The organism is Thermosynechococcus sp. FA-CM-4201 (assembly GCF_054689355.1).
In genome coordinates this window covers 1-19,893 of record NZ_CP079920.1, presented here as the reverse complement: position 1 = coordinate 19,893, position 19,893 = coordinate 1, and the positions used below count along the sequence as shown (strand labels likewise).

Genomic DNA, 19,893 nt, shown 5'->3' with positions numbered 1-19,893 from the left:
GCTTTAACCAAAACGGCCACTGACATAATCCATCGTGGCTTGCTCTTTGGGGTTATTGAAGACGACGCTAGTATAGTCATACTCAACAAGGTAGCCCACCCGGTTGCCCCGTTCGGTGGCCTCGGCATTAAAGAAGGCAGTGCGATCGCTCACCCGAGTCGCCTGTTGCATATTGTGGGTCACGATCACAATGGTGTAGTTCTGCTTCAATTCATGGATCAGTTCTTCCACCTTGAGGGTAGAAATCGGGTCAAGGGCAGAACAGGGTTCATCCATGAGGATGACCTCGGGCTTGGTGGCGATCGTCCGCGCAATGCAGAGGCGTTGTTGCTGACCTCCCGATAGAGACAGGCCACTTTCTTTCAGCTTGTCCTTTACCTCATCCCAAAGCGCTGCTTGCCGTAGCGAGGTTTCCACAAGCTCGTCTAAGTCTCCCTTGTACTTATTGACCCGCGCCCCAAACACGACATTGTCATAGATGGACTTGGGAAAGGGATTGGGTTTTTGGAACACCATGCCAATGCGCCGCCGCACCTCCACCGGATCCACCTCTGGGGCGTAGAGATCTTTGCCGTGGTAGGTAATTTTGCCTTCGACTCGAGCACCCGGCACCAGATCATTCATGCGGTTAAAACAGCGCAGCAGCGTGCTCTTGCCACAGCCGGATGGGCCAATGAGAGCCGTCACTTCATTGGCATAGATGTCCATCGTCACATCCCGTACTGCCCGAAATGAGCCATAAAAAATCGAGGCATTCTGGACTTGGAGAACCACTTTGGGAGTGGGTTTAGGGTGAGTCGTCATAGAACAGTTACCTTTTAAGTCTTTAGTAGCGTTTCTTGCGAGTGAGTAAGCGGGAGCCAATACTGACGATCAAAATGATGCTCAGCAACACCAACGCGCCTGCCCATGCCAGTTCCTGCTGGGGTTTGTAGGGAATGATGGCAAAGAAATAAACCTGCACTGAAAGCGTGGAAATGGGGCGAAACAGATCCGTTGACCAGAAATTATTATTCAGAGCCGTAAAGAGGAGAGGTGCCGCCTCACCACCTGCCCGTGCCACCGCTAGAGTCACCGCAGTCGCAATAGAGGGCAACGCCGCAGGAAGCACGACTCGACTAACGGTTTCAAAACGAGTCGCCCCCAACCCCAATGCTGCCAGCCGAACCTCTTCAGGAACGAGGACTAATCCCTCCTCTGTGGTTCGCATCACAATGGGCAGCATGACAACTGCAAGGGCAACACCACCGGCAAAGGCACTAAAGGTGCCCATGGTCATTACCACAATCGTATAGGAAAACAAACCCGCGATAATAGCGGGTACCCCACTGAGAACATTGGCCGAAAACCGCACCCAATAGGCGATTTTGCTCCCCCGCCCAAATTCGGACAGCCACACAGCGCCCAAAACACCAATGGGAACACTAATGACGACGGCCACTGCCAAGACAATCAACGTGCCCACAATGGCATTGCCAAGACCCCCACCACTCAAGCCGGGCGGCGGCGGCAGCTTTGTAAACAAGTCCAAGTTAATCAGAGGTAGCCCCTGAGAGGCGACATTAAGGACAATGGCAGCGAGGGGAATAATGGCGATCGCCGCAAACAGCCCCGTTAGGCCTGTCATGAAAAAGCCAAAGAGGGTACGTGCCGTCAAAACTAGCTCGAGTTGAATATTCTCCGAGTCTGAAGAATGAGGTTGACTGCTCTCTGTCATGGTGGAACCTATCGCTCAACATTCTGAAACTTCTTAATAATGATTTCTGCCAAGATATTGACGATCAGTGTCAAAATCATCAAGATTAAACCCGCATAGAGCAGAGCGGCCACTTGATCGCGCCCAGCCTCACCAAACTGAGAAGCAATCAAGGAAGCGATCGTCGAGCCAGGCTCAAGGATAGAGATGCTGATACGATTAGCGTTCCCAACCAGCATGGCTGCGGCCATTGTTTCCCCCATCGCCCGACCGAGGGCAAGCATAATCGAACCCACAATCCCTGAAAATCCAGCGGGAATGAGCACCCGCAAAATGGTCTCCCAACGGGTGGCGCCTAGAGCCATTGCCCCTTGACGCAAGTGAGGGGGTAGGGAAACTAATGTGCCCCGTGAGATTGAGGTAATCAGGGGCAAGATCATAAAGGCTAGAACGAGGCCTAGTGTCAGCAGACTATTGCCCCGTGGCTCCGTCCCAAAGATGGGAATCCAGCCGAGGGATTGATGCAGAAAAGCGTAAAATGGCCGCAAAAAGGGAATCAGGACAAAAATACCCCACAGGCCAATAACGACGCTGGGAATGGCCGCCAATAACTCAATGGCAAAGGCAATCGGCGTGCTGATATAGATGGGCAGGAAGTCCTCACTCAGAAAAACAGCAATGCCTAGCCCGAGGGGAACAGCCACCACTAGGGCAATAATAGCGCTGACAAGGGTGCCATAGATCTGTGGCAAAACGCCGTAAATATTTTGCACCGGATCCCAAGTGGTGCTCGTCAGAAAGTCTAGGCCAAATTTGCTAATGGCTGGGAGTGCTGTAATGCCGATTTGAACAATGATCCATGCCAAGACAACCGCAAGAGCGAGGGCAAAGATCATTGTTGTGTAGTAAAAGGCTTGGTCAAGGTAATAACGTAGATTTTTTCGCGCCTCAATGGCAGCGACATCAGGAGCTTCAGGTGAGTTATCTGAGACAGACATGATCTTGTGTTGGGGAAGTTAAGATTTCTTAATGCTAAAGATTGGTTTCTTCCTAATCCTAGGGGATGAATTTCAACGATGACTAGAGGGGGCATATCGACCCCCTCCACTTGGATTAGGCAGTTTTCACTTTGTCCAAGGTTGCCTTAACCCGCTCGACAATATCGGGAGGCATCGGCACATAGTCCAGTTGTTCAGTAATGGGTTTGCCATCGGTCAGTGCCCAAGTCAAGGCACCTTTCAGCGCTTGCCATTTTCTGGCATCAGCATACTCGGGGTACACCATAATCCAAGTCAAACCGGCAATTGGGAAGGCTTCCGGATTTTCGGGGTCAGGCACCAACAGGCCAAAGTCCTCAGGAATCGTGGCTCCTTCAAAGGCTTTGGAGGCTGCCTCTGGAGAGGGGTAAATAAATTTACCGGCCTTATTTTCTACAAGTGCCCGCGAGAGATTGTTGAGCTTGGCGTAAGCATACTCCACGTAGCCGATGGTGCCTTCATTTTGCTGAATCTGAGCAGCCACTCCTTCATTGCCTTGACCGCCAACACCGACGGGCCAATCCACAGAGGTTCCGACACCGGCTGGCCAATCAGGACAAACAGTATTGATATGGTTCGTAAAGATAAATGTAGTACCACTGCCATCAGAGCGGTGAGCAAAGGTGATCGCCTTGTCTGGCAGAGTTTTGTCAGGGTTGGCAGCCACGAGTTTCGCGTCATTCCAGCGGGTAATTTTGCCTGTAACAATGCCACAGTAGACTTCACGGGGTAGCTTCAGTTCATCCACACCGGGCAGGTTATAGGCAAAGACAACAGCACCGCCTGCCATGGGCACTTGAATCGGGTCTGCATTGTATTTTTCCTGGAAGGATTTTAGGCGATCGCCTGTCATCGGCGCATCGGAAGCACCAAAATCCACCGTACCATTGATATATTGCTCTAGGCCGGCACCACTACCAACGGATTGATAACTGATTTGAACCTTGGGGTCAACGTCTTGGGCATAGGTTTTGAACCAGTTTTGGTAGAGAGGCGCTGGAAATGTTGCTCCTGCACCATTAATGCTAATGACCTCACCAGTTGGTGCACCGCTATCTCCTTGAGGACCGCAAGCAACAACGATGCCAGCGGTAATAATAGCGGCGAGGATCATGAGAATTCGAGATTTCCTGAGTTTGAAGATCATAAGCGCGATCGCAAGTAAGAACAATGAACAAATGCATTGATGCATCAGTATTTACAGCCCCTCTCGTGAGGATTGAGACTGCTCAAAACAGTTAGAACTACTGTGCATTGACAGCAGGCACGAGGATCTCATCCCCGTTCATGTACTCCATAGTTTTCAGAACAAGGGCTGCATGACAGCTTGCTCGATAGCAACGACAAATCTATCGCAACTCAAAAACAAGCTAGGGCGATAATACCGGAACGATGTAAAGGTTAGGTTAAGAACGACTCTCTCTGTTAATTAAGTTTTTTTATTATTTTGCAGCCCCTGTCGCTCCGAACCAAAGCTTGGGTAGGATAGTCTAAGCTTAATTTATGGCCAAGTGTAGTGAGGAATACTTTCAAGGAAGCAATTTATAAAAATTTTCTTAATCTCTAGGTCACCCAAACCAAAAGCAGCCTAAGATGACCTCTAGGGCTAAGTTCTTCATGTGTTCTCAGCAATACTTTCTCTAGGGAGAAGAGCCAACGAAATTATTTAAGAGAATACTTTTTTAATTCCCACGCTTTTGAATTCAAGTTACTAACTTTAGAACACTTTATATTATCCGATCATCTTTCAAGTATCTTTGAGGTATCAATAGTTTTGGCTAGTTCTTCATTATTTTTAGTGATTTTGTTTTAGTAGGAAAATAGTTGGATTCACCAATTTTCTAATTGATACAATACCTTTCATTTTTAGAGTGAGGCTTGAGTTATGCAGTTTCAGCAATTGAGGCGCGGAGTTTTACCCCTTTTGGCCATCGCCCTTGTGGGTTGTGCAACGGAGGCCGCTTCCAATGATCTGATGCTGAAGGTGATTCGGGTGGATGGCTCGAGTACGGTTTATCCGATTTCCAAGGCGATCGCCGAAGGGTTTAAGACCACGCCTAATGGTCAAGAGGCCGATATTGCCGTTGCCTTTTCAGGGACATCTGCTGGCTTTCGAGCCTTTTGTAGCGGCAAAACAGATATTAGCGACGCTTCCCGCCCGATCCTCATTACTGAAATGAATGAGTGCATTGCCAATGGTGTCCCCTTTATTGAGTTGCCCATTGCCTTTGACGCGCTGACGATCGCCGTCCATCCCCAAAATACTTGGCTGAAAGAAATTTCTGTGGCCGAGTTGAAAAAGCTCTGGGAAAAAGCAGCGGAAAAAAAACTCACTCGCTGGAACCAATTACGCCCCGACTTTCCCAATGCACCGATTGTGCTCTGGGGACCGGGTCAAGATTCAGGTACCTTTGATTATTTCAACGAAGCCATTCTTGGCAATCAGCGCGGCTCTCGCACCGACTACAAAGCCAGCGAAGACGATAACGAAATCGTAGCGGGGATTGCTGGGGATGTGAATGCCCTTGGCTATCTTCCCTATGCTTACTACATGGCCAATCAGCATCGTCTGCGAGCTGTGCCGGTCAGTGATGACCGAGGTGCCATTCTGCCTTCCGTGGAAACGGTGCAAAACAGTACCTATCAGCCCCTCTCACGCCCCCTCTTTCTCTATGTCAATGCCCAATATGCCCAAGACAAGCCCCTGCTGCGACAGTTTGTCGAGTATTACATCCAGCAGGCACCGACGGTCGTTCCCAAGGTTGGCTATGTCCCCCTTACGCCGGAAGGCTATCGCTTGGCAGGCATTCAGTTTATTCGCCTAGAGGTGGGGACTGCCTTCAAGGGCGTGCCTGAACCTGAGGTGACGATTGAAGAGGTGCTGCGGCGTCAGGTGATCTTCCAAGAAGCCCATGCCAATAATCCGACCCCCTAGAATAGGGGCATGGAAATTATCGAGAGGTCTCAGCAGCGGCTGATTTTGCGCAGTCGCCCTTGGGGGGTGTGGCTGGCAGGTCTGATATGCTGTGTTGGCGCTGCTGTACCGATTTGGTTTGCCGCTCGCTATGAGCTGGTGTGCCGCCATGAGGTTCGCGTTATTGATAGTCGCTGTCGCTGGGTGCGCTCTGGGGCAACGGGGGTACAGATCACCCAAATTCCCCTAAATCGGCTCCAAGGGGTGGGCATTATCGAGCAGTGGCGCTCTAGTCGCGGACGACGCTACCGTGTCTATCAGGTGCATCTAGAAACCACAGGGGGTTCCATTGCCTTTGGTGAATTTACCCGCGATCGCCAGAGTCGAGAAGCCGTTGCCGAACGCATCCGTCGCTTTTTGCAGCAGCCGCAACATCCCCCCTTGACATTAGTGGAAGATAACCACTGGTGGGGATTTTTGATCTTAGCTGTTGGCTGGGGTCTAGGCTTACCCCTGATCTTGCTCGGAGCCAAGGTGCTGGTGCTGGTTTTTGATAAAAGTGCAGGCGTGGTATCGCTGCAATATAGTAGTCTTCTCAGAACAGAAAAGAAAACCTTCCCTTGGCATGACCTCAAGGACGTGGTCGTACAGCTCTCCCGTGGTAAGAAGGGCAGATTATCAGCTCGTTTGGCTCTGGAATTGCAGAATGGGCGGGTGATTCCCCTGCGGTTCTATTACAGCAGTGATGTCAGGGGCAATCAGGCACTGCAAGCCACGATTCGGGCGTTTCGTGATCGTTCGTGATCAAACGTAACGGGTACGGCGGAACGGCAATAAATTAGCTAGGCTAGAAGCAAGAAATTTCCCTCAGCAGGGATAGAAATTTTATCTCAGAACAGCAAATTAGAATTTGTTAGCGGTTGTTGACGCAAGCGATCGCTAGCCCTGAATTCCCGAAAAATTTATCCCTTTGCTGTGGGCGATTTCTGTTAGAAAGGCTACAATCAATGAGGTTTTAGTTAAAATTAGTCAAAAGATTCCTGCACAGTCTCAACCGCTCGCTACTGCCTGCTCCCTGACCCCGTGGGTCACACAGGACATTTTTCAAGATGATCCAGCGGCAGAGATCCTGAGGATATGGAATCTAGAGCCTATCCCCCCGTCCAACCGCTTTCCTTGGCTGCATTCCATGATTGAAATGTGGCTGACGATTCTAGCGTCACCAAAGGCAACGGTTGCCGACAACACACTGACAATACACATTTAGGGAGATTTTACGAGGACAACGGCATGACCCAAGCGAATGTACTTGACGTTTACGACCCCGCAACAGCCCCCCTTGAAGATGAGGTGGCTCTGCTCAGTGACTATGGCCTTGATGCGGTAGAGATCGAGGAAGAGGAGAGCGAAGACTTTGAGGAGGTCAGCGATGATCTTGACGGCAAGCCCACAAAAGGTCGTGCCAGCCGACGACGGACACAGGTCAAAAAGAAACATTACACTGAGGACTCGATTCGTCTCTATTTGCAAGAAATTGGCCGCATTCGTCTGTTGCGTGCCGACGAGGAAATTGAACTGGCTCGTAAAATTGCCGATCTCCTAGAAATGGAGCGAGTGCGCGATCGCCTGTGCGAAGAACTGGGCTGCACCCCTGAAGAACTAGAGCGCAATCCCGAACCCTGGGCCAAAGAACTGGGGATGACGGTGCAGGCATTTCGCCATCGTCTCTTTGTCGGTCGCAAAGCCAAGGAAAAAATGGTGCAGTCGAACCTGCGACTGGTGGTGTCGATCGCCAAAAAATACATGAACCGGGGGCTATCCTTTCAGGACTTGATTCAAGAGGGCAGCCTAGGGCTAATCCGCGCTGCCGAGAAATTTGACCACGAAAAAGGTTATAAATTTTCCACCTACGCCACATGGTGGATTCGCCAAGCCATTACCCGCGCCATTGCCGATCAATCTCGCACCATTCGTCTGCCCGTACACCTGTACGAAACCATTTCGCGGATTAAGAAAACCACCAAACTCCTCTCACAGGAAATGGGGCGCAAACCCACCGAAGAGGAAATTGCCGATCGCATGGAAATGACGATTGAAAAACTGCGCTTCATTGCCAAATCGGCACAACTCCCCATCTCCCTAGAAACCCCCATCGGTAAAGAAGAGGATTCCCGTCTCGGGGACTTTATTGAATCCGACGGTGAAACCCCTGAAGATCAAGTGTCGAAGCACCTACTGCGCGAAGATTTAGAAACGGTATTGTGCACCCTTAGCCCCCGCGAGCGAGATGTGTTAAAACTGCGGTATGGCTTGGACGATGGTCGCATGAAAACGTTGGAGGAAATTGGTCAACTCTTCAACGTCACCCGTGAGCGCATTCGCCAAATTGAGGCCAAGGCCCTGCGGAAACTGCGCCATCCCAACCGCAACAGTGTCCTCAAAGAATACATTCGTTAAGGAGTCGTTTATGTTGCGTCCCCTCATTGCCCTGACCGTTGGTCTGTCTGCCACTCTGGTGGCAATGCCGCAACCCAGTTCTGCCCAAGCCTGTGCCTATGCCAAAGGGTTGAGTCAAAGTCTGAGCAATTCCTCATTCTTCGATAGCAGCAAGCTGCCGATCGCCCTTGGACTGGGTGCAGGTGCCATTACAGCAGCGGCAGTGGGGGTGACCCTCTGGCAACGGCGGCAGCAAAGTGATGCCCCGACCCCTGCTTCTGATGCTGCCTCTTTGGAACTGCCGGTGGTCTTGCCGGAGTCTGAAGGTGCAGAGCGTTCTGAAGATGTGACACCCATTGCCTAATTATCGATTTGTCAAATTACTCCCCCTCGTAGGGGCGATCGGGGTATTCCTAGGCTGTAGTCCCATTGCGCAGTCGGATACCCCGTTACCTTTATCAATCTCTGAACCCCTCTTAGAATCGCAGCCACCACCAACACTGGCGGTACGCATTGAAACCGTTGTTGAAGGGTTAGAACATCCTTGGGCAGTAACTTGGCTGCCGGATGGCAGTGCGTTGATTACTGAGCGCCCCGGACGGTTACGGCGATTTCACCAAGGGCGTTTAGAAGCCCCCATTCGTGGCGTGCCGCCGGTCTTTGCCCAAGGCCAAGGGGGCTTATTGGATGTCGCCCTTCACCCCCGCTTTGCTGAAAACAATTGGGTTTATCTTACCTATGCCCATGGCACAGCATCCGCGAATCGTACTCGCCTCGCACGGGGGCGTCTGGTGGGCGATCGCCTTGAAGAGGTGACAGTTCTCTTTGAAGTCTCGCAAGCGAAAACTGGGGGACAGCACTTTGGCTCCCGCTTGGCTTGGCTCCCCGACGGTACATTGCTCATGGCCATTGGCGATGGCGGCAATCCCCCAATTGAACTGGAGGGACGGTTAATTCGCGAGCAAGCCCAAAACCGCCGCAGTCATTTGGGCAAAATTATTCGCCTGCGGGACGATGGCACTGTGCCCGAGGATAATCCCTTTGTGGGCGACGCCACGGCCACCCCCGAACTCTGGAGCTACGGCCACCGCAATATCCAAGGACTCGTGGTTGATCCAGTCACAGAAACGGTGTGGTCAACGGAGCACGGCGCCCTCGGTGGCGATGAACTCAATCGTATTGAGCGCGGTGCCAACTACGGTTGGCCAGTGGTCACCTATAGCCGTGAGTATTGGGGCGCAGAAATTACCCCAGAGCGACGCCGGCCGGGGATGGTGGATCCTTTGGTGGTGTGGACACCGGCCATTGCGCCTTCAGGGCTAGCAGTTTATCGGGGCGATCGCGCGCCCCAGTGGCAAGGTGCCCTTTTTGCCGGTGGTCTTGTCTCCCAAGATGTGCGCAAAATTCGAGTCAATACCAATAATGCTGTTGCAAGCCAAGGGCGCATTCCGATAGGTCAGCGGGTACGGGATGTGCGCCAAGGCCCTGATGGTTACCTATACGTTCTCACCGATGATGCCCAAAATGGCCGATTGTTGCGCATTTTACCCCCTACCTAAAGAACCTGAAAGATTCACCTGCCAACACTCTTCTAGCCAGTCTATCAAAGTCTCGCGAGGGGCAGAGACTTGGCGTACCACTGACCACACCTGTAAGGCAGCTAGGGGGGAGTTGACCTCGACCCTCAGGGGCTGATAGGGAGCATAGTCACAGGGTACCTCTAGCTCAATCAACCGTTGGTAGATCGGCCAGCGTAATTGCCACTGAACTGCAATAAGGTGGGGGTTTATAGACATTCAATAAGCACTCCATTATTGAAAATGTACAGAAAGGTAGTTTAGGATCGGGCTGTCAGAGCTAAGTTAGTTAGCTCACTAGTGTCCGCAAAGGAGCATCGTGCTATGACGACCAGTGCATTGCCACGCCAAGCGTTTGGCGAGATGGGTGACACGGTTGTGTTGCTGGAGAAGGCCACCACCACCCCAGTCTGTGAGGGGATGAATCGCCTCTTGGCCAGTTTTCAAGCCCTGTATTTGCAGTACCAAAAGCATCATTTTGTGGTTGAGGGGGCAGAATTTTATCCACTGCATCAGTTTTTCCAAGATTGCTATGAACAGGTGCAAGGCCACGTCCATGACTTGGGTGAACGTCTGAATGGTCTGGGGGGCGTGCCTGTGGCCGGTTTTCAACAGTTGGCCGCTCTTTGCTGCTTTACCCCTGAACCGGAAGGGGCTTTTAACTGCCGGCAAATGCTCAGCAATGATTTGCAAGCGGAGCAGGCGATTATTGGGATTCTGCGGCAACAGGCTACCCAAGCAGAGAGTTTGGGCGATCGCGCCACGGCTTATCTGTACGATCAAATCCTGCTGAAAACGGAGGAGCGCGCCTATCACATCGCTCACTTTCTGGCCGATGACAGCCTGAAGGCGTAGTCTTTCGCAATTTTGGTTAACGAACCCTAACACAAGATGACAGTTATTCATACAATGCCCCCACTACAGGGGGTTTTTTAATGCGGATTTTTCCTACTGCTTAGCCTAGCTTAGTTGCGATTAAATTGCAATAAATCTATCCAAGGGGGTTTGTTGCAGGACGCTGGCGGGGATACTGTTGCATCAGGGCACGCACCTGCTCGGCATGGTAGGAACTGCGGGTGAGGGGAGAGGAGACCACCTGCAAAAAGCCCATGGATTCGCCAAGCTGCCGCCATGCTTCAAATTGCTCTGGTGGAATAAAGGCCTGCACGGGTAAGTGTTTTGGACTCGGTTGGAGATACTGGCCAATCGTGAGAATATCACAGCCCACTTGACGCAGATCCGCCATCACTGCCGCCACTTCCTCAGGGGTTTCTCCCAAGCCCACCATGATGCCCGACTTTGAGTAGATCCAAGGGGCGCGATCGCGCACTCGTTGCAGCAATTCCAGACTGCGCTGATAGTTGCCTTGGGGACGCACCCGCCGATAGAGACGCGGCACGGTTTCAGTGTTGTGGTTCAGCACTTCGGGACTGGCGGCGAGAATTTGATCTAAGGCTTGCCAATTGCCACAGAGATCGGGAATGAGGACTTCAATGGTTGTTTGGGGCGATCGCGCCCGCACGGCCTCAATCGTGGCCACAAACTGCGAGGCACCACCATCGGCCAAGTCATCCCGATTCACCGAGGTAATGACAACATGATTGAGCCGCATCCGCACCACCGCTTCCGCCAGTCGCTGGGGTTCAGTGGCATCCAAGGGCAGTGGCTTTTTCTCAAAATCAATATCGCAGTAAGGACAGGCGCGAGTGCAAGCTGGACCCATCATCAAAAATGTCGCCGTCCCCTCATGGAAACATTCACCAATATTGGGGCAAGAGGCCTCTTCGCAAACGGTATTGAGGTTTAAGTCCCGCAACAGTTCCTTGACCGAACCCACCCGCTGCCACTGGGGTGCTTTGACCCGTAACCACTCTGGCTTAACAACCACGGCTAACTCCACTGCAAATTCAAAAACAAACAAAGAGAAAACGTCAACTGTGCCACCAACAGAAAGATGTAGATCAAAGCACGGGGGCGAAAAATCGTCAGCAGTAACCCCAGCCCCTTGAGATCCACCATCGGTCCAAGGACAAGAAAAGCAAGAATTGACCCCGGCGTAAACGTGGCCGCAAAGGCAAGGGCAAAGAAGGCATCAACCGTTGAGCAAATGGAAATCACGGTGCCCAAGATCATCATTGCCACAATCGAGATCACCGGCCCTTGGCCGAGGCTGAGGATGAGTTCGCGGGGGGCAGCCACCTGAATAATAGTCGCCACTAGGCTACCGAGGACTAAAATTCCCCCCAATTCGCGAAATTCCTGCACCACATTCTCTAGGACTTGGGGCAGACGCTGCTGCCAAGGCATCGTTGCAGTAGGTGGCGCAAGCGTGAGGGTTTCCATGGCAAGGGGTTGGCCGGGGGTTCCCAACAGGTAGGTGCCCGACTGGAGCAGGGCAGGGACAGCAGTGGCTTGGGGTTGGGGGCGACGCATCACACTGGTTACCGTGGGCTGCAAAAAGGGAGTTAGATCCTTTTGGAAACTAAAAACCCAGCCAATAATGGTGGCGATCGCCAGCGAGAAGAGGACACGAAAGACAACAATCTCCGGCTGATCGCGAAAGGCCGTCCAAGTGGCCCAAATCACAATCGGGTTGATGGTCGGTGCCGCCAACAAAAAACCAATGGCCACGGATGTAGGCAGTCCTTGCACCAGTAATCGCCGCGCCACTGGCACATTGCCACACTCACACACCGGAAAAAGAAAACCAATGCAACTGCCCACCAAGGCGCCCAGTAGGGGCGATCGCGGTAAGCGCCGAATCAGTGCCTGCTCATCTACAAACAGCAGCAGCACGCTAGAGAGCAAAATGCCCAGCAGCAGAAACGGCAGTGCTTCCACCAGTAGGCTGAGAAAAAGGGTAAAACCACTTTGCAACTGATTCGCAAATGTCATCGGCGTAGAGCGGGGTCTAGGACACAATCTCCTTCAACTCGAGGGGACTCGGCTGAATATCCGTTTGCCGCGAATCGGTAATTAACCAATCAAGGGCAGCGGCCTTCAGGTCAATCGTCGTACCTGTTTTATCAACACAGTAGCGGCCAAAGACCAGCTTATCCACAAGACGAACATCAGAGCCAAGGCGAGAATATTCAAAAATGACACAGTTATCGACGACCGCACCACTACAAATGTGGCAATTGGGACCAATCATCGTCGGGCCAATAATCGTCGCGCCATCTTCAATCTTCGTCATGCCGCCAATGTACACCGGTCCTTGGATCGTCACCTTCTCCCAGTTGACCGCCACATTCAGCCCCGTATAAATGCCGGGGAACTGCTCATGGCCGGGAATCGCAACATTTTTAATCGAGCCATCGAGAACGCCGCGCACCGCTTGCCAGTAGTCGGGGACTTTCCCAATGTCAATCCATTCAAAGTCCATCGGCAAGCCATAGAAGGGGGCACCCATTTCCACCAGTTTGGGGAAAAGCTGACTACCAATGTCGTATTCCTGATTGGAGGGAATATAGTCGATAATTTCTGGCTCAAAAATATAAATCCCCGTGTTGATATTGTTGCTCAGGGCTTCTTCGACACTGGGTTTTTCCTGAAAGGCAACAATGCGATCGCTCTCATCGGTGACAACAACGCCATAGCTTGAGACATCCTCTTTGGGCACTGTCTTCATAATCACGGTGGCGATCGCCCCCTTTTGGCGGTGCCAAGCCACGGCTGCGGTCAAATCCAAGTCAATCAGGGCGTCCCCACACAGCACCACAAATGTGTCATCAAAAAAGGGGTGAAAATCCTGAATCCGCTTGATCCCCCCCGCAGAGCCTAGGGCTTTACCGACGAGTTCGCCATCTTTGATATAGCCTTCAAAGGAATAGGCAATGTCCACCCCAAACCGCTGCCCATCCTGAAAGTAGCTTTCAATTTCATGGGCGAGGTGGCTCACATTCACCATAATCTGGTTAAACCCATGCTGACGCAGGAGTTCCACGAGAAATTCCATCACCGGCTTTTGCAAAATTGGGATCATTGGCTTAGGAAGGGTGTATGTAATCGGGCGTACCCGCGTGCCTTTTCCAGCCGCCAAGATCATTGCTTTCATATCGGTTTTACCCAATCTACCAACATTGAATAGGGAGACACCCTCAGACAGCCCTTTTCCCAAGGATGGAAGACACTCGCAAGAGTCAAAGCTAGGGTTGATCAATACTCCTTGCGGTACTCCACATTTTAGAAAAAGGCTGTATCCCCCCTAGCTTACCTCAATCCAGCGCATACACCCGCCCATGGTAAAGCAAGCGGGTAATCCCTTTGGACTGAAGATAACTGCGCACTTTCCGCAGCATTTCGCCGTCAGGTACCTTAACAACGGTCTTGCGCCACTGGACATCACTGGCCTTATAGAGGCGCTGATTTTGCTGGGAATAGCGTAGGGCCACGGGGCGGCTATCGAAAATGGGTAGGGTACTTTGTTGCGCTTCCTCACTGGAGAGGGCACCTAAACCGCGAAAGGCTTCTAGGGGACGGGTGAGCAGTTCCGCCCGCCGATCCACGACAACATAACAGGGACGGGGTAGCACCGCTTCTGCAAGGGGAATGACTTCCACCGACTGCACCACTTCTACATCGGCGAGATCAGGTAAAGGAATGTCCCCCTCAAGTTCCTCGTCATCGTCATCTTCGAGATCGTCATCCTCTTCATCGCTGTAGTCATCCTCATCGAGGACAACGGCCTCTGCCGTCTCTACATCTTCTAGATCCTCTTCCTCTGGCATGTCATCCGTTGTGGCCACGGCCAGTAGGGGAGCCGCTTCCTCTTCCATTTGCTTGATCACACGCCGAATGGTGTTTTCACTGACACCAAATTCCGCTGCCAGAGCTTTGATCGTTTGTCCGGCGGTGTACTGTTGAAAGACACGCTGGCGTTCGCTGTCACTGAGTCGCTTGTAGGTCATGGATCCAGATTAAGAAGCAGGTGGCCAGATCTATTATCTGAGGTGGCGGTGCCAGAATGTTGATTTTGGCCAAAACCCTGTTCAGTGGGCGATCGCTAGCGCAGGCGCACAAACCCTGCCTTTTCAATGGCCGCTTGTCCTTGATCGGTAAGCAAGAGGTCAGCATAGGCGCGACCGGCTTTGGCATCAAGGCTATTGTCTTCCTTAGCAATCACAAAGAGGCGGCGGGTGATTGGATACGTCCCCTCTTGAAATGCGCGGTGATTCAGTTGGTTGCGCTCTTGGGGGCAGCGTTCCGGGGGAACGTAGGGTTCCTGATAGGGAGGCACGTATTGATTGGCTTGACGACCGAGGGGAAGCGGGTGGATGCTGCACTGACCCACCACCTCTGGTGCAGAGGCATAGTAGATACCCCCCAGTGTCGCGGCAACGCGCCGTAGGCCATCCGTGGTATCCCGAACCATGACCACATTGCGACCAAAGGGCTGCTTCCCTAGCACTTCTTGGATAAAGTATTCAACGGTGCCACCATCTTCCGGGCGGCGAGAGAAGGGGGTAATCTTTTGGTTGGGGCCGCCCACCTGCTGCCAACTGGTGACTTTGCCGGTGTAAATATCCACCACTTGTTGCACCGTCAGTCCGGCAATCTCTAGCCTCGGATTAACAGCGATCGCCAGCCCATCAATAGCAACGGGAATCGCCGTTAATTTCACGCCCTGAGCCGCCGCCTTGGCTAACTCTTCGTCCTTGAGGGGACGGGAAGATTGCGAGAAAGACAGTTGATTATTTAGTAACATGCGGATACCACTGCCCGACCCCGGTGTTCCTGTGGGCGGATCGACATAGCGCAGTTGAAAATTGGGCCAAGCAACTTGCAGCAGCGGATCCACATCGCGGCGAATGGGTGCCCAAGTGGTGCTACCGCCATAATTAAAAAGACCACTGGGGACATTCTTCACTTGGGTAAACGTGGATTGACCCTCAGTTCCGAGATTGAGACTGCCATTGCCAATGATTTCGCCATTATTGATCAGACGCAGCACCAACACCACCCCAATGCCCAAAAGGCCGAGGGTGGCCAGCAGGGAAAGGAGGAGAGGCAGGAGAGAATTACTTTTCCCTTGGGACATACAAAATAATTGCTGTGACTCTCCGCACGCCCTAAAGGGACAGCGGCTTCTCAGTATTGTTACACACTGAGCTACATCGGGCTTAACCCAATGGGGGGAGCCATAACCCCAACTACTGGGACTGACCTGAGACCCAGATACTTTTTAGATAGTTTGCACGTCTCTAACTGAACGTGGAAACAACTCAATTTTAGCAAATTAGAAAGCGCCTAACTGCTTAGATTAAAACCGTAGCAGCTTGCGGCGGGCTAAAGCCCATTCTTGTGATTTTTTCTAGCCTAGCCCAAACCAAGGGATATTTGTGGATACTCTCTTGAGTGCCGCTGCCTCAGCCCCTCATGTCCCCGTTAGCGAAGGATCGGGAATTCCGCGACAATGATCAAGAAACGTTTCTTGAGTTGCCTATGCGCTACCGTCGCTTTGGTCGTACCCAATTACCGATGCCTATCTTTTCCTGTGGCGGCATGCGCTATCAGTTTTCATGGCAGGATGTCAGTCCGAGTACGATTCCTGAGGACAATCAACGCAATTTAGAAGCAACGATTTGCCGTGCCGTGGAGCTAGGAATTAACCATATTGAAACTGCGCGGGGCTATGGCACCTCAGAAGTACAGTTGGGCAAAATTCTGCCTCGGTTACCTCGGGAAAAACTGATTGTGCAAACCAAAGTGAGCCCGCGACCCACCGCCAAGGAATTTCGGGAAACCTTGGAAACCTCGCTGCGCAATCTGCGGCTAGACTACATTGATTTACTGGGGATCCATGGCATTAACCTACCCGAGCATTTAGAACAGGTGCTGCGACCGGGGGGCTGCCTAGAGGTGGCACGGGACTTGCAAGCGGCAGGAAAGATTCGCTTCATTGGCTTTTCTACCCACGGCAGCCTAGAGGTGATTCGCCAAGCGATCGCCAGCGATGTGTTTGATTATGTCAACCTGCACTGGTACTACATCAATCAGCAGAATTGGCCCGCCATCCTCGATGCCCAAGCCCGTGATATGGGCGTCTTTATCATTAGCCCTGCGGATAAGGGGGGGATGCTCTACAAACCACCCCAACGCCTTGTGGAACTGTGTGCCCCCCTCAGCCCAATGGTCTTTAACGATCTGTTTTGCCTCGCCCATCCCCAAGTGCATACCCTGAGTGTCGGTGCCGCTCGCCCCAGTGATTTTGATGAACACCTAAAGGTGCTGGATCTATTGGATCAGGCCGATGAGATTTTGCCGCCGATCTTGGCACGGCTGGAGCAAGCCGCCATTGAGCGTTTGGGGGAAGACTGGTACCACACTTGGCATCAGGGACTGCCAGACTATCGCCACACCCCCGGTGAAGTGAATATCCCCACCATTCTCTGGCTGTGGAATCTGGTGCAGGCCTACGATTTGCTCGAGTATGCCCGTATGCGCTATAACTTGCTTGGCAACGGTGGCCACTGGTTTCCGGGGGCAAATGCCGCACAGGTCAAGCACTTGGATTTAGCCCCCTGTTTGCAAAAGAGTCCCCATCGGCAGAAGATTCCAAGGATTTTGCAAGCAGCCCATGAGTTGCTCAGTGGCACTCCCCAGCAGCGGTTATCTCAATCCTGAGGATAGGGGGGTTTCCCCCAGCAAATCGCGGACAATTCCCCTAGGCGATCGCCCGGCGTGCCACCGACAATAAAAGTATCAAGGGTAAGAGGTCAACACCATGGATTTCATCTATCACCTCAGCAATGCCAGCCTTACCCTGCGGGTTGTGCAATTCTTGCATGAATACGCCAAGCTACCAGTTCAGTTTGTTACAGTCATTCATCAAGTGGATGGGTGGGTGGTTCGCATCAAAATGCATTCGCCCCTCTCCGACGAACAAGCAGGGAATTTCCGCGCCTTCTTGAACGAATTGGGATTCCCCTACACGCCGGGGATTTCGCTGAAAATGGCACTGTGGGCACTGGAAACCGGACAGTCAATGGTGGATGTGATGCGCCGTTATCAAGTGGCGATCGTCTCCCACGGCTACCCCAACTACGATGACATCGAAGCATTTCGCAAACAATTTATTCAAGGCTTGGGCTACTGCCCTGAAACCTTGGCCTAGGGTATTTTGTCCCTTTGGCCTTGCTCCCGGCGATGCTGCAAGATTCGTTCTGCAAGGGGGAGATCGCTGGGAGTCGTTATCTTGAGATTGGTTTCTTCGCCCAAGACAATGTGCACGGCATAGCCTAGGCGTTCAAAGAGGGCAGCATCATCTGTGACTTCCCAACCTTTGGCCACCGCCATTTCATGGGCAATACGCAAGGGTTCGACGCGAAAGCCTTGGGGAGTTTGAGCCGCCCACAGGGAGTCCCGCTCTGGCGTTTGGACGACAACCCCTTCACGATTGACAATTTTAATCGTATCTTTGACCGGTACGGCTGCAATCAGTCCCGCATAGGTCTCTAGGGCTTGGGCACAGCGGTTGATCAGATCCGGGGTGGCAAGGCAGCGGGCACCATCGTGGATCAGCACCTGCTCAGCCGTTTGCGGAAGCGCCTGTAACCCATTAAAAACGGAGGCTTGACGGGTCTCACCCCCTTCGATGAGCTGGACGGGCTGCCGTAGGTTCAAGTCCCCAAGGAGTGCTTCCCAAGTGGGAAAGTCCTCTGGCTGCCCAATAACGCCAATCCATTCAATCGCTTCCGCAGCAGCCACCGCTGTCAATGTCCATGCCAACAGGGGTTTACCCAAGAGTTGCAAGCGCAGTTTATTGTGGCCTGCCCCCATGCGTTTACCCATGCCGGCGGCGGGAATGAGGATGTGCATTCATACCCCTTGTAAGACTATTTTTATCTTGGCATAGGAAGGCTCTGGGCACTATGGCTCTGTGGGACGGCTGGCCAAATTGATGCGATCGCTGAGTTGTCGCAGCAGGCTACCCATTTCTGGATCCGTACGTTGCAGTTCGGCCACCTTGTCACAGCTATACATGACGGTGGTGTGATCCTTGCCGCCAAACTCTTCGCCAATTTTCGGCAGACTCAAGCCCGTGTATTGGCGCATCAGATACATACCCACTTGACGTGCCATGCTAATTTCGCGACGGCGGGAGTTGCCCTTGAGATCACTAATGGACACATTCAGGGCTTCAGAGACCACATTCAGGATCACCTCTGGGGAGGTCTCAATTTTACGGATAGCTGGACTCAAGACGGGGGCAATATTTTCCACCGTCATCGGCAACCCAGAAATGGAAATGTAGGCCACCGCTCGAATCAGTGCCCCCTCTAGTTCCCGAATATTGGAGGTGTAGCTGGCGGCAATATACTCAATCACATCGCGAGGCAGGCGGATATTTTCGTACTCCGCTTTTTTCTGGAGAATGGCCATGCGGGTTTCCAAGTCGGGGGGTTGAATATCGGCGATCAGCCCCATGGAAAAGCGGGAGCAGAGGCGCTCTTGCAGGCGGGGAATTTGACTGGGGGGGCGATCGCTGGCCAAGACCACCTGCTTACCGGCCTCGTGCAGCGTGTTAAAGGTGTGAAAAAACTCCTCTTGGGTGTATTCCTTGCCCTCAATAAATTGAATATCATCCACGAGCATTACATCCACCGCCCGATAGTGCTCGCGAAAGCTCTGCATACTGTCTTTGCGAATGGCGGCAATTAAATCATTCGTAAACTGCTCGGTCGAGACATAGAAAATCTTGGCATTGGGGTCAATTTCCAAGCGATAGTGACCGATCGCCTGCATGAGATGGGTCTTGCCCAAGCCAACACCGCCACAGAGAAAGAGGGGGTTAAACTCCCGCCCCGGTGATTCCGCCACTGCCAAACAGGCGGCATGGGCCATGCGATTATTGGGGCCAACGACATAGCGGGAAAAGACATATTTGGGATTCAGTTCACTGCCGCGATGGCGAGCGGGCGGGGTGGTGGCCTCTACCTCAGCACGACTGGTGGGGCGAATACTGGTATCGTGCTCTGCCCCTTGGGCGATCGCCAGCTCAATCTCCACCGCCTCACCGACAATTTCCCGTGCCACATCGGCAATGGTTTTCAAATAGTACTTTTGTAGCCAATTGCGGGCAAAGGGATTGGGGGTGCAAATCGTAAGGGTCTGGCCATCAAAGGACTGCACCGTTGCTGTCTTAATCCAAGTTTCAAACGTCGGGCGACTGAGCAACAGTTGCAACCGCTCCAAAATTTGGTGCCAGAGATCTTCGGCAGAGCTAATCAC

The 19,893-nt window shown here is 52.5% G+C and carries 20 protein-coding genes; 8 read left to right on the top strand and 12 right to left on the bottom strand.

The features are described 5' to 3' along the window. Window positions 1–3 precede the first annotated feature (3 nt). The 4 genes from pstB to pstS all read right to left on the bottom strand — a co-directional run bounded on the left by pstB (window position 4) and on the right by pstS (window position 3,847). Window positions 4–804: a phosphate ABC transporter ATP-binding protein PstB gene (pstB, locus tag KV190_RS00100; protein WP_460194001.1), complete on the bottom strand. Its 801-nt coding sequence runs from the start codon at window positions 802–804 to the stop codon at window positions 4–6. Between the two features lie 22 nt (window positions 805–826). After that, the gene (gene pstA / locus KV190_RS00095; protein WP_460193999.1) at window positions 827–1,717 is read right to left on the bottom strand and encodes a phosphate ABC transporter permease PstA; all 891 of its coding nucleotides are present in this window, start codon (window positions 1,715–1,717) and stop codon (window positions 827–829) included. A gap of 8 nt (window positions 1,718–1,725) precedes the next feature. After that, complete coding sequence (pstC, locus tag KV190_RS00090; RefSeq protein WP_460193998.1) at window positions 1,726–2,694, bottom strand: phosphate ABC transporter permease subunit PstC; 969 nt, start codon at window positions 2,692–2,694, stop codon at window positions 1,726–1,728. Between the two features lie 115 nt (window positions 2,695–2,809). After that, a complete protein-coding gene (gene pstS, locus KV190_RS00085; protein WP_460193997.1) occupies window positions 2,810–3,847 on the bottom strand; it encodes a phosphate ABC transporter substrate-binding protein PstS in 1,038 nt (345 codons plus the stop codon). Window positions 3,848–4,618: 771 nt separating this feature from the next. On the opposite strand from pstS, the gene KV190_RS00080 reads away from it, so the two are divergent. The 5 genes from KV190_RS00080 to KV190_RS00060 all read left to right on the top strand — a co-directional run bounded on the left by KV190_RS00080 (window position 4,619) and on the right by KV190_RS00060 (window position 9,642). Beyond that, entirely contained in the window at window positions 4,619–5,668 is a 1,050-nt protein-coding gene (locus tag KV190_RS00080) for a PstS family phosphate ABC transporter substrate-binding protein (protein WP_460193996.1), read from the top strand. 9 nt (window positions 5,669–5,677) lie between these two features. Further along, complete coding sequence (locus KV190_RS00075) at window positions 5,678–6,451, top strand: PH domain-containing protein (RefSeq protein ID WP_460193995.1); 774 nt, start codon at window positions 5,678–5,680, stop codon at window positions 6,449–6,451. 486 nt (window positions 6,452–6,937) lie between these two features. Beyond that, window positions 6,938–8,104, top strand: coding sequence for an RNA polymerase sigma factor RpoD (rpoD, locus tag KV190_RS00070; RefSeq protein ID WP_460193994.1), 1,167 nt, complete (start codon window positions 6,938–6,940; stop codon window positions 8,102–8,104). A gap of 10 nt (window positions 8,105–8,114) precedes the next feature. Further along, window positions 8,115–8,447 (top strand): hypothetical protein, encoded by a 333-nt coding sequence (locus tag KV190_RS00065; RefSeq protein WP_460193993.1) that lies wholly within the window; start codon window positions 8,115–8,117, stop codon window positions 8,445–8,447. Further along, the gene (locus KV190_RS00060) at window positions 8,440–9,642 is read left to right on the top strand and encodes a PQQ-dependent sugar dehydrogenase (RefSeq protein ID WP_460193991.1); all 1,203 of its coding nucleotides are present in this window, start codon (window positions 8,440–8,442) and stop codon (window positions 9,640–9,642) included. Before KV190_RS00065 ends, KV190_RS00060 begins: the two co-directional genes overlap by 8 nt. On the opposite strand, the gene KV190_RS00055 is transcribed toward KV190_RS00060, so the two are convergent. Beyond that, the gene (locus KV190_RS00055) at window positions 9,628–9,879 is read right to left on the bottom strand and encodes an Asr1405/Asl0597 family protein (RefSeq protein ID WP_460193990.1); all 252 of its coding nucleotides are present in this window, start codon (window positions 9,877–9,879) and stop codon (window positions 9,628–9,630) included. The genes KV190_RS00060 and KV190_RS00055 overlap by 15 nt on opposite strands. A gap of 105 nt (window positions 9,880–9,984) precedes the next feature. Here KV190_RS00055 and dpsA point away from each other — a divergent pair, with 105 nt between their 5' ends. Then, the gene (gene dpsA, locus KV190_RS00050) at window positions 9,985–10,515 is read left to right on the top strand and encodes a DNA starvation/stress protection protein DpsA (RefSeq protein WP_460193989.1); all 531 of its coding nucleotides are present in this window, start codon (window positions 9,985–9,987) and stop codon (window positions 10,513–10,515) included. A 136-nt stretch (window positions 10,516–10,651) separates the two neighbouring features. On the opposite strand, the gene lipA is transcribed toward dpsA, so the two are convergent. From lipA to KV190_RS00025, 5 genes are all read right to left on the bottom strand, one after another. Further along, entirely contained in the window at window positions 10,652–11,548 is an 897-nt protein-coding gene (gene lipA, locus KV190_RS00045) for a lipoyl synthase (RefSeq protein WP_460193988.1), read from the bottom strand. 2 nt (window positions 11,549–11,550) lie between these two features. Next, window positions 11,551–12,555, bottom strand: a complete 1,005-nt coding sequence (locus tag KV190_RS00040) for a permease (RefSeq protein WP_460193986.1) — start codon at window positions 12,553–12,555, stop codon at window positions 11,551–11,553. A 16-nt stretch (window positions 12,556–12,571) separates the two neighbouring features. Continuing rightward, a complete protein-coding gene (locus KV190_RS00035; RefSeq protein ID WP_460193985.1) occupies window positions 12,572–13,717 on the bottom strand; it encodes a sugar phosphate nucleotidyltransferase in 1,146 nt (381 codons plus the stop codon). A 160-nt stretch (window positions 13,718–13,877) separates the two neighbouring features. Next, a complete protein-coding gene (locus tag KV190_RS00030) occupies window positions 13,878–14,570 on the bottom strand; it encodes a helix-turn-helix domain-containing protein (RefSeq protein ID WP_460193984.1) in 693 nt (230 codons plus the stop codon). A 95-nt stretch (window positions 14,571–14,665) separates the two neighbouring features. Beyond that, window positions 14,666–15,700 (bottom strand): PstS family phosphate ABC transporter substrate-binding protein, encoded by a 1,035-nt coding sequence (locus KV190_RS00025; protein WP_460193983.1) that lies wholly within the window; start codon window positions 15,698–15,700, stop codon window positions 14,666–14,668. A 404-nt stretch (window positions 15,701–16,104) separates the two neighbouring features. Here KV190_RS00025 and KV190_RS00020 point away from each other — a divergent pair, with 404 nt between their 5' ends. Together KV190_RS00020 and KV190_RS00015 are read left to right on the top strand one after the other, a co-directional pair. Continuing rightward, window positions 16,105–17,286 (top strand): aldo/keto reductase, encoded by a 1,182-nt coding sequence (locus tag KV190_RS00020; protein ID WP_460195306.1) that lies wholly within the window; start codon window positions 16,105–16,107, stop codon window positions 17,284–17,286. A gap of 100 nt (window positions 17,287–17,386) precedes the next feature. Continuing rightward, window positions 17,387–17,776 carry a hypothetical protein gene (locus KV190_RS00015; RefSeq protein ID WP_460193982.1) on the top strand — a complete coding sequence of 130 codons (390 nt, stop codon included), beginning with the start codon at window positions 17,387–17,389 and terminating at the stop codon, window positions 17,774–17,776. On the opposite strand, the gene ispD is transcribed toward KV190_RS00015, so the two are convergent. Together ispD and dnaA are read right to left on the bottom strand one after the other, a co-directional pair. Continuing rightward, entirely contained in the window at window positions 17,773–18,480 is a 708-nt protein-coding gene (ispD, locus tag KV190_RS00010) for a 2-C-methyl-D-erythritol 4-phosphate cytidylyltransferase (RefSeq protein WP_460193981.1), read from the bottom strand. The two genes, KV190_RS00015 and ispD, sit on opposite strands and share 4 nt — an antisense overlap. 51 nt (window positions 18,481–18,531) lie before the next feature. Next, window positions 18,532–19,893, bottom strand: a complete 1,362-nt coding sequence (dnaA, locus tag KV190_RS00005) for a chromosomal replication initiator protein DnaA (protein WP_206200529.1) — start codon at window positions 19,891–19,893, stop codon at window positions 18,532–18,534.

Coding starts and splice junctions, on each gene's coding strand:
- pstB (WP_460194001.1), bottom strand. CDS start 804: ATGACGACTCACCCTAAACCCACTCCCAAAGTGGTTCTCCAAGTCCAG.
- pstA (WP_460193999.1), bottom strand. CDS start 1,717: ATGACAGAGAGCAGTCAACCTCATTCTTCAGACTCGGAGAATATTCAA.
- pstC (WP_460193998.1), bottom strand. CDS start 2,694: ATGTCTGTCTCAGATAACTCACCTGAAGCTCCTGATGTCGCTGCCATT.
- pstS (WP_460193997.1), bottom strand. CDS start 3,847: ATGATCCTCGCCGCTATTATTACCGCTGGCATCGTTGTTGCTTGCGGT.
- KV190_RS00080 (WP_460193996.1), top strand. CDS start 4,619: ATGCAGTTTCAGCAATTGAGGCGCGGAGTTTTACCCCTTTTGGCCATC.
- KV190_RS00075 (WP_460193995.1), top strand. CDS start 5,678: ATGGAAATTATCGAGAGGTCTCAGCAGCGGCTGATTTTGCGCAGTCGC.
- rpoD (WP_460193994.1), top strand. CDS start 6,938: ATGACCCAAGCGAATGTACTTGACGTTTACGACCCCGCAACAGCCCCC.
- KV190_RS00065 (WP_460193993.1), top strand. CDS start 8,115: ATGTTGCGTCCCCTCATTGCCCTGACCGTTGGTCTGTCTGCCACTCTG.
- KV190_RS00055 (WP_460193990.1), bottom strand. CDS start 9,879: ATGTCTATAAACCCCCACCTTATTGCAGTTCAGTGGCAATTACGCTGG.
- dpsA (WP_460193989.1), top strand. CDS start 9,985: ATGACGACCAGTGCATTGCCACGCCAAGCGTTTGGCGAGATGGGTGAC.
- KV190_RS00040 (WP_460193986.1), bottom strand. CDS start 12,555: ATGACATTTGCGAATCAGTTGCAAAGTGGTTTTACCCTTTTTCTCAGC.
- KV190_RS00035 (WP_460193985.1), bottom strand. CDS start 13,717: ATGAAAGCAATGATCTTGGCGGCTGGAAAAGGCACGCGGGTACGCCCG.
- KV190_RS00030 (WP_460193984.1), bottom strand. CDS start 14,570: ATGACCTACAAGCGACTCAGTGACAGCGAACGCCAGCGTGTCTTTCAA.
- KV190_RS00025 (WP_460193983.1), bottom strand. CDS start 15,700: ATGTCCCAAGGGAAAAGTAATTCTCTCCTGCCTCTCCTCCTTTCCCTG.
- KV190_RS00020 (WP_460195306.1), top strand. CDS start 16,105: ATGCGCTACCGTCGCTTTGGTCGTACCCAATTACCGATGCCTATCTTT.
- KV190_RS00015 (WP_460193982.1), top strand. CDS start 17,387: ATGGATTTCATCTATCACCTCAGCAATGCCAGCCTTACCCTGCGGGTT.
- ispD (WP_460193981.1), bottom strand. CDS start 18,480: ATGCACATCCTCATTCCCGCCGCCGGCATGGGTAAACGCATGGGGGCA.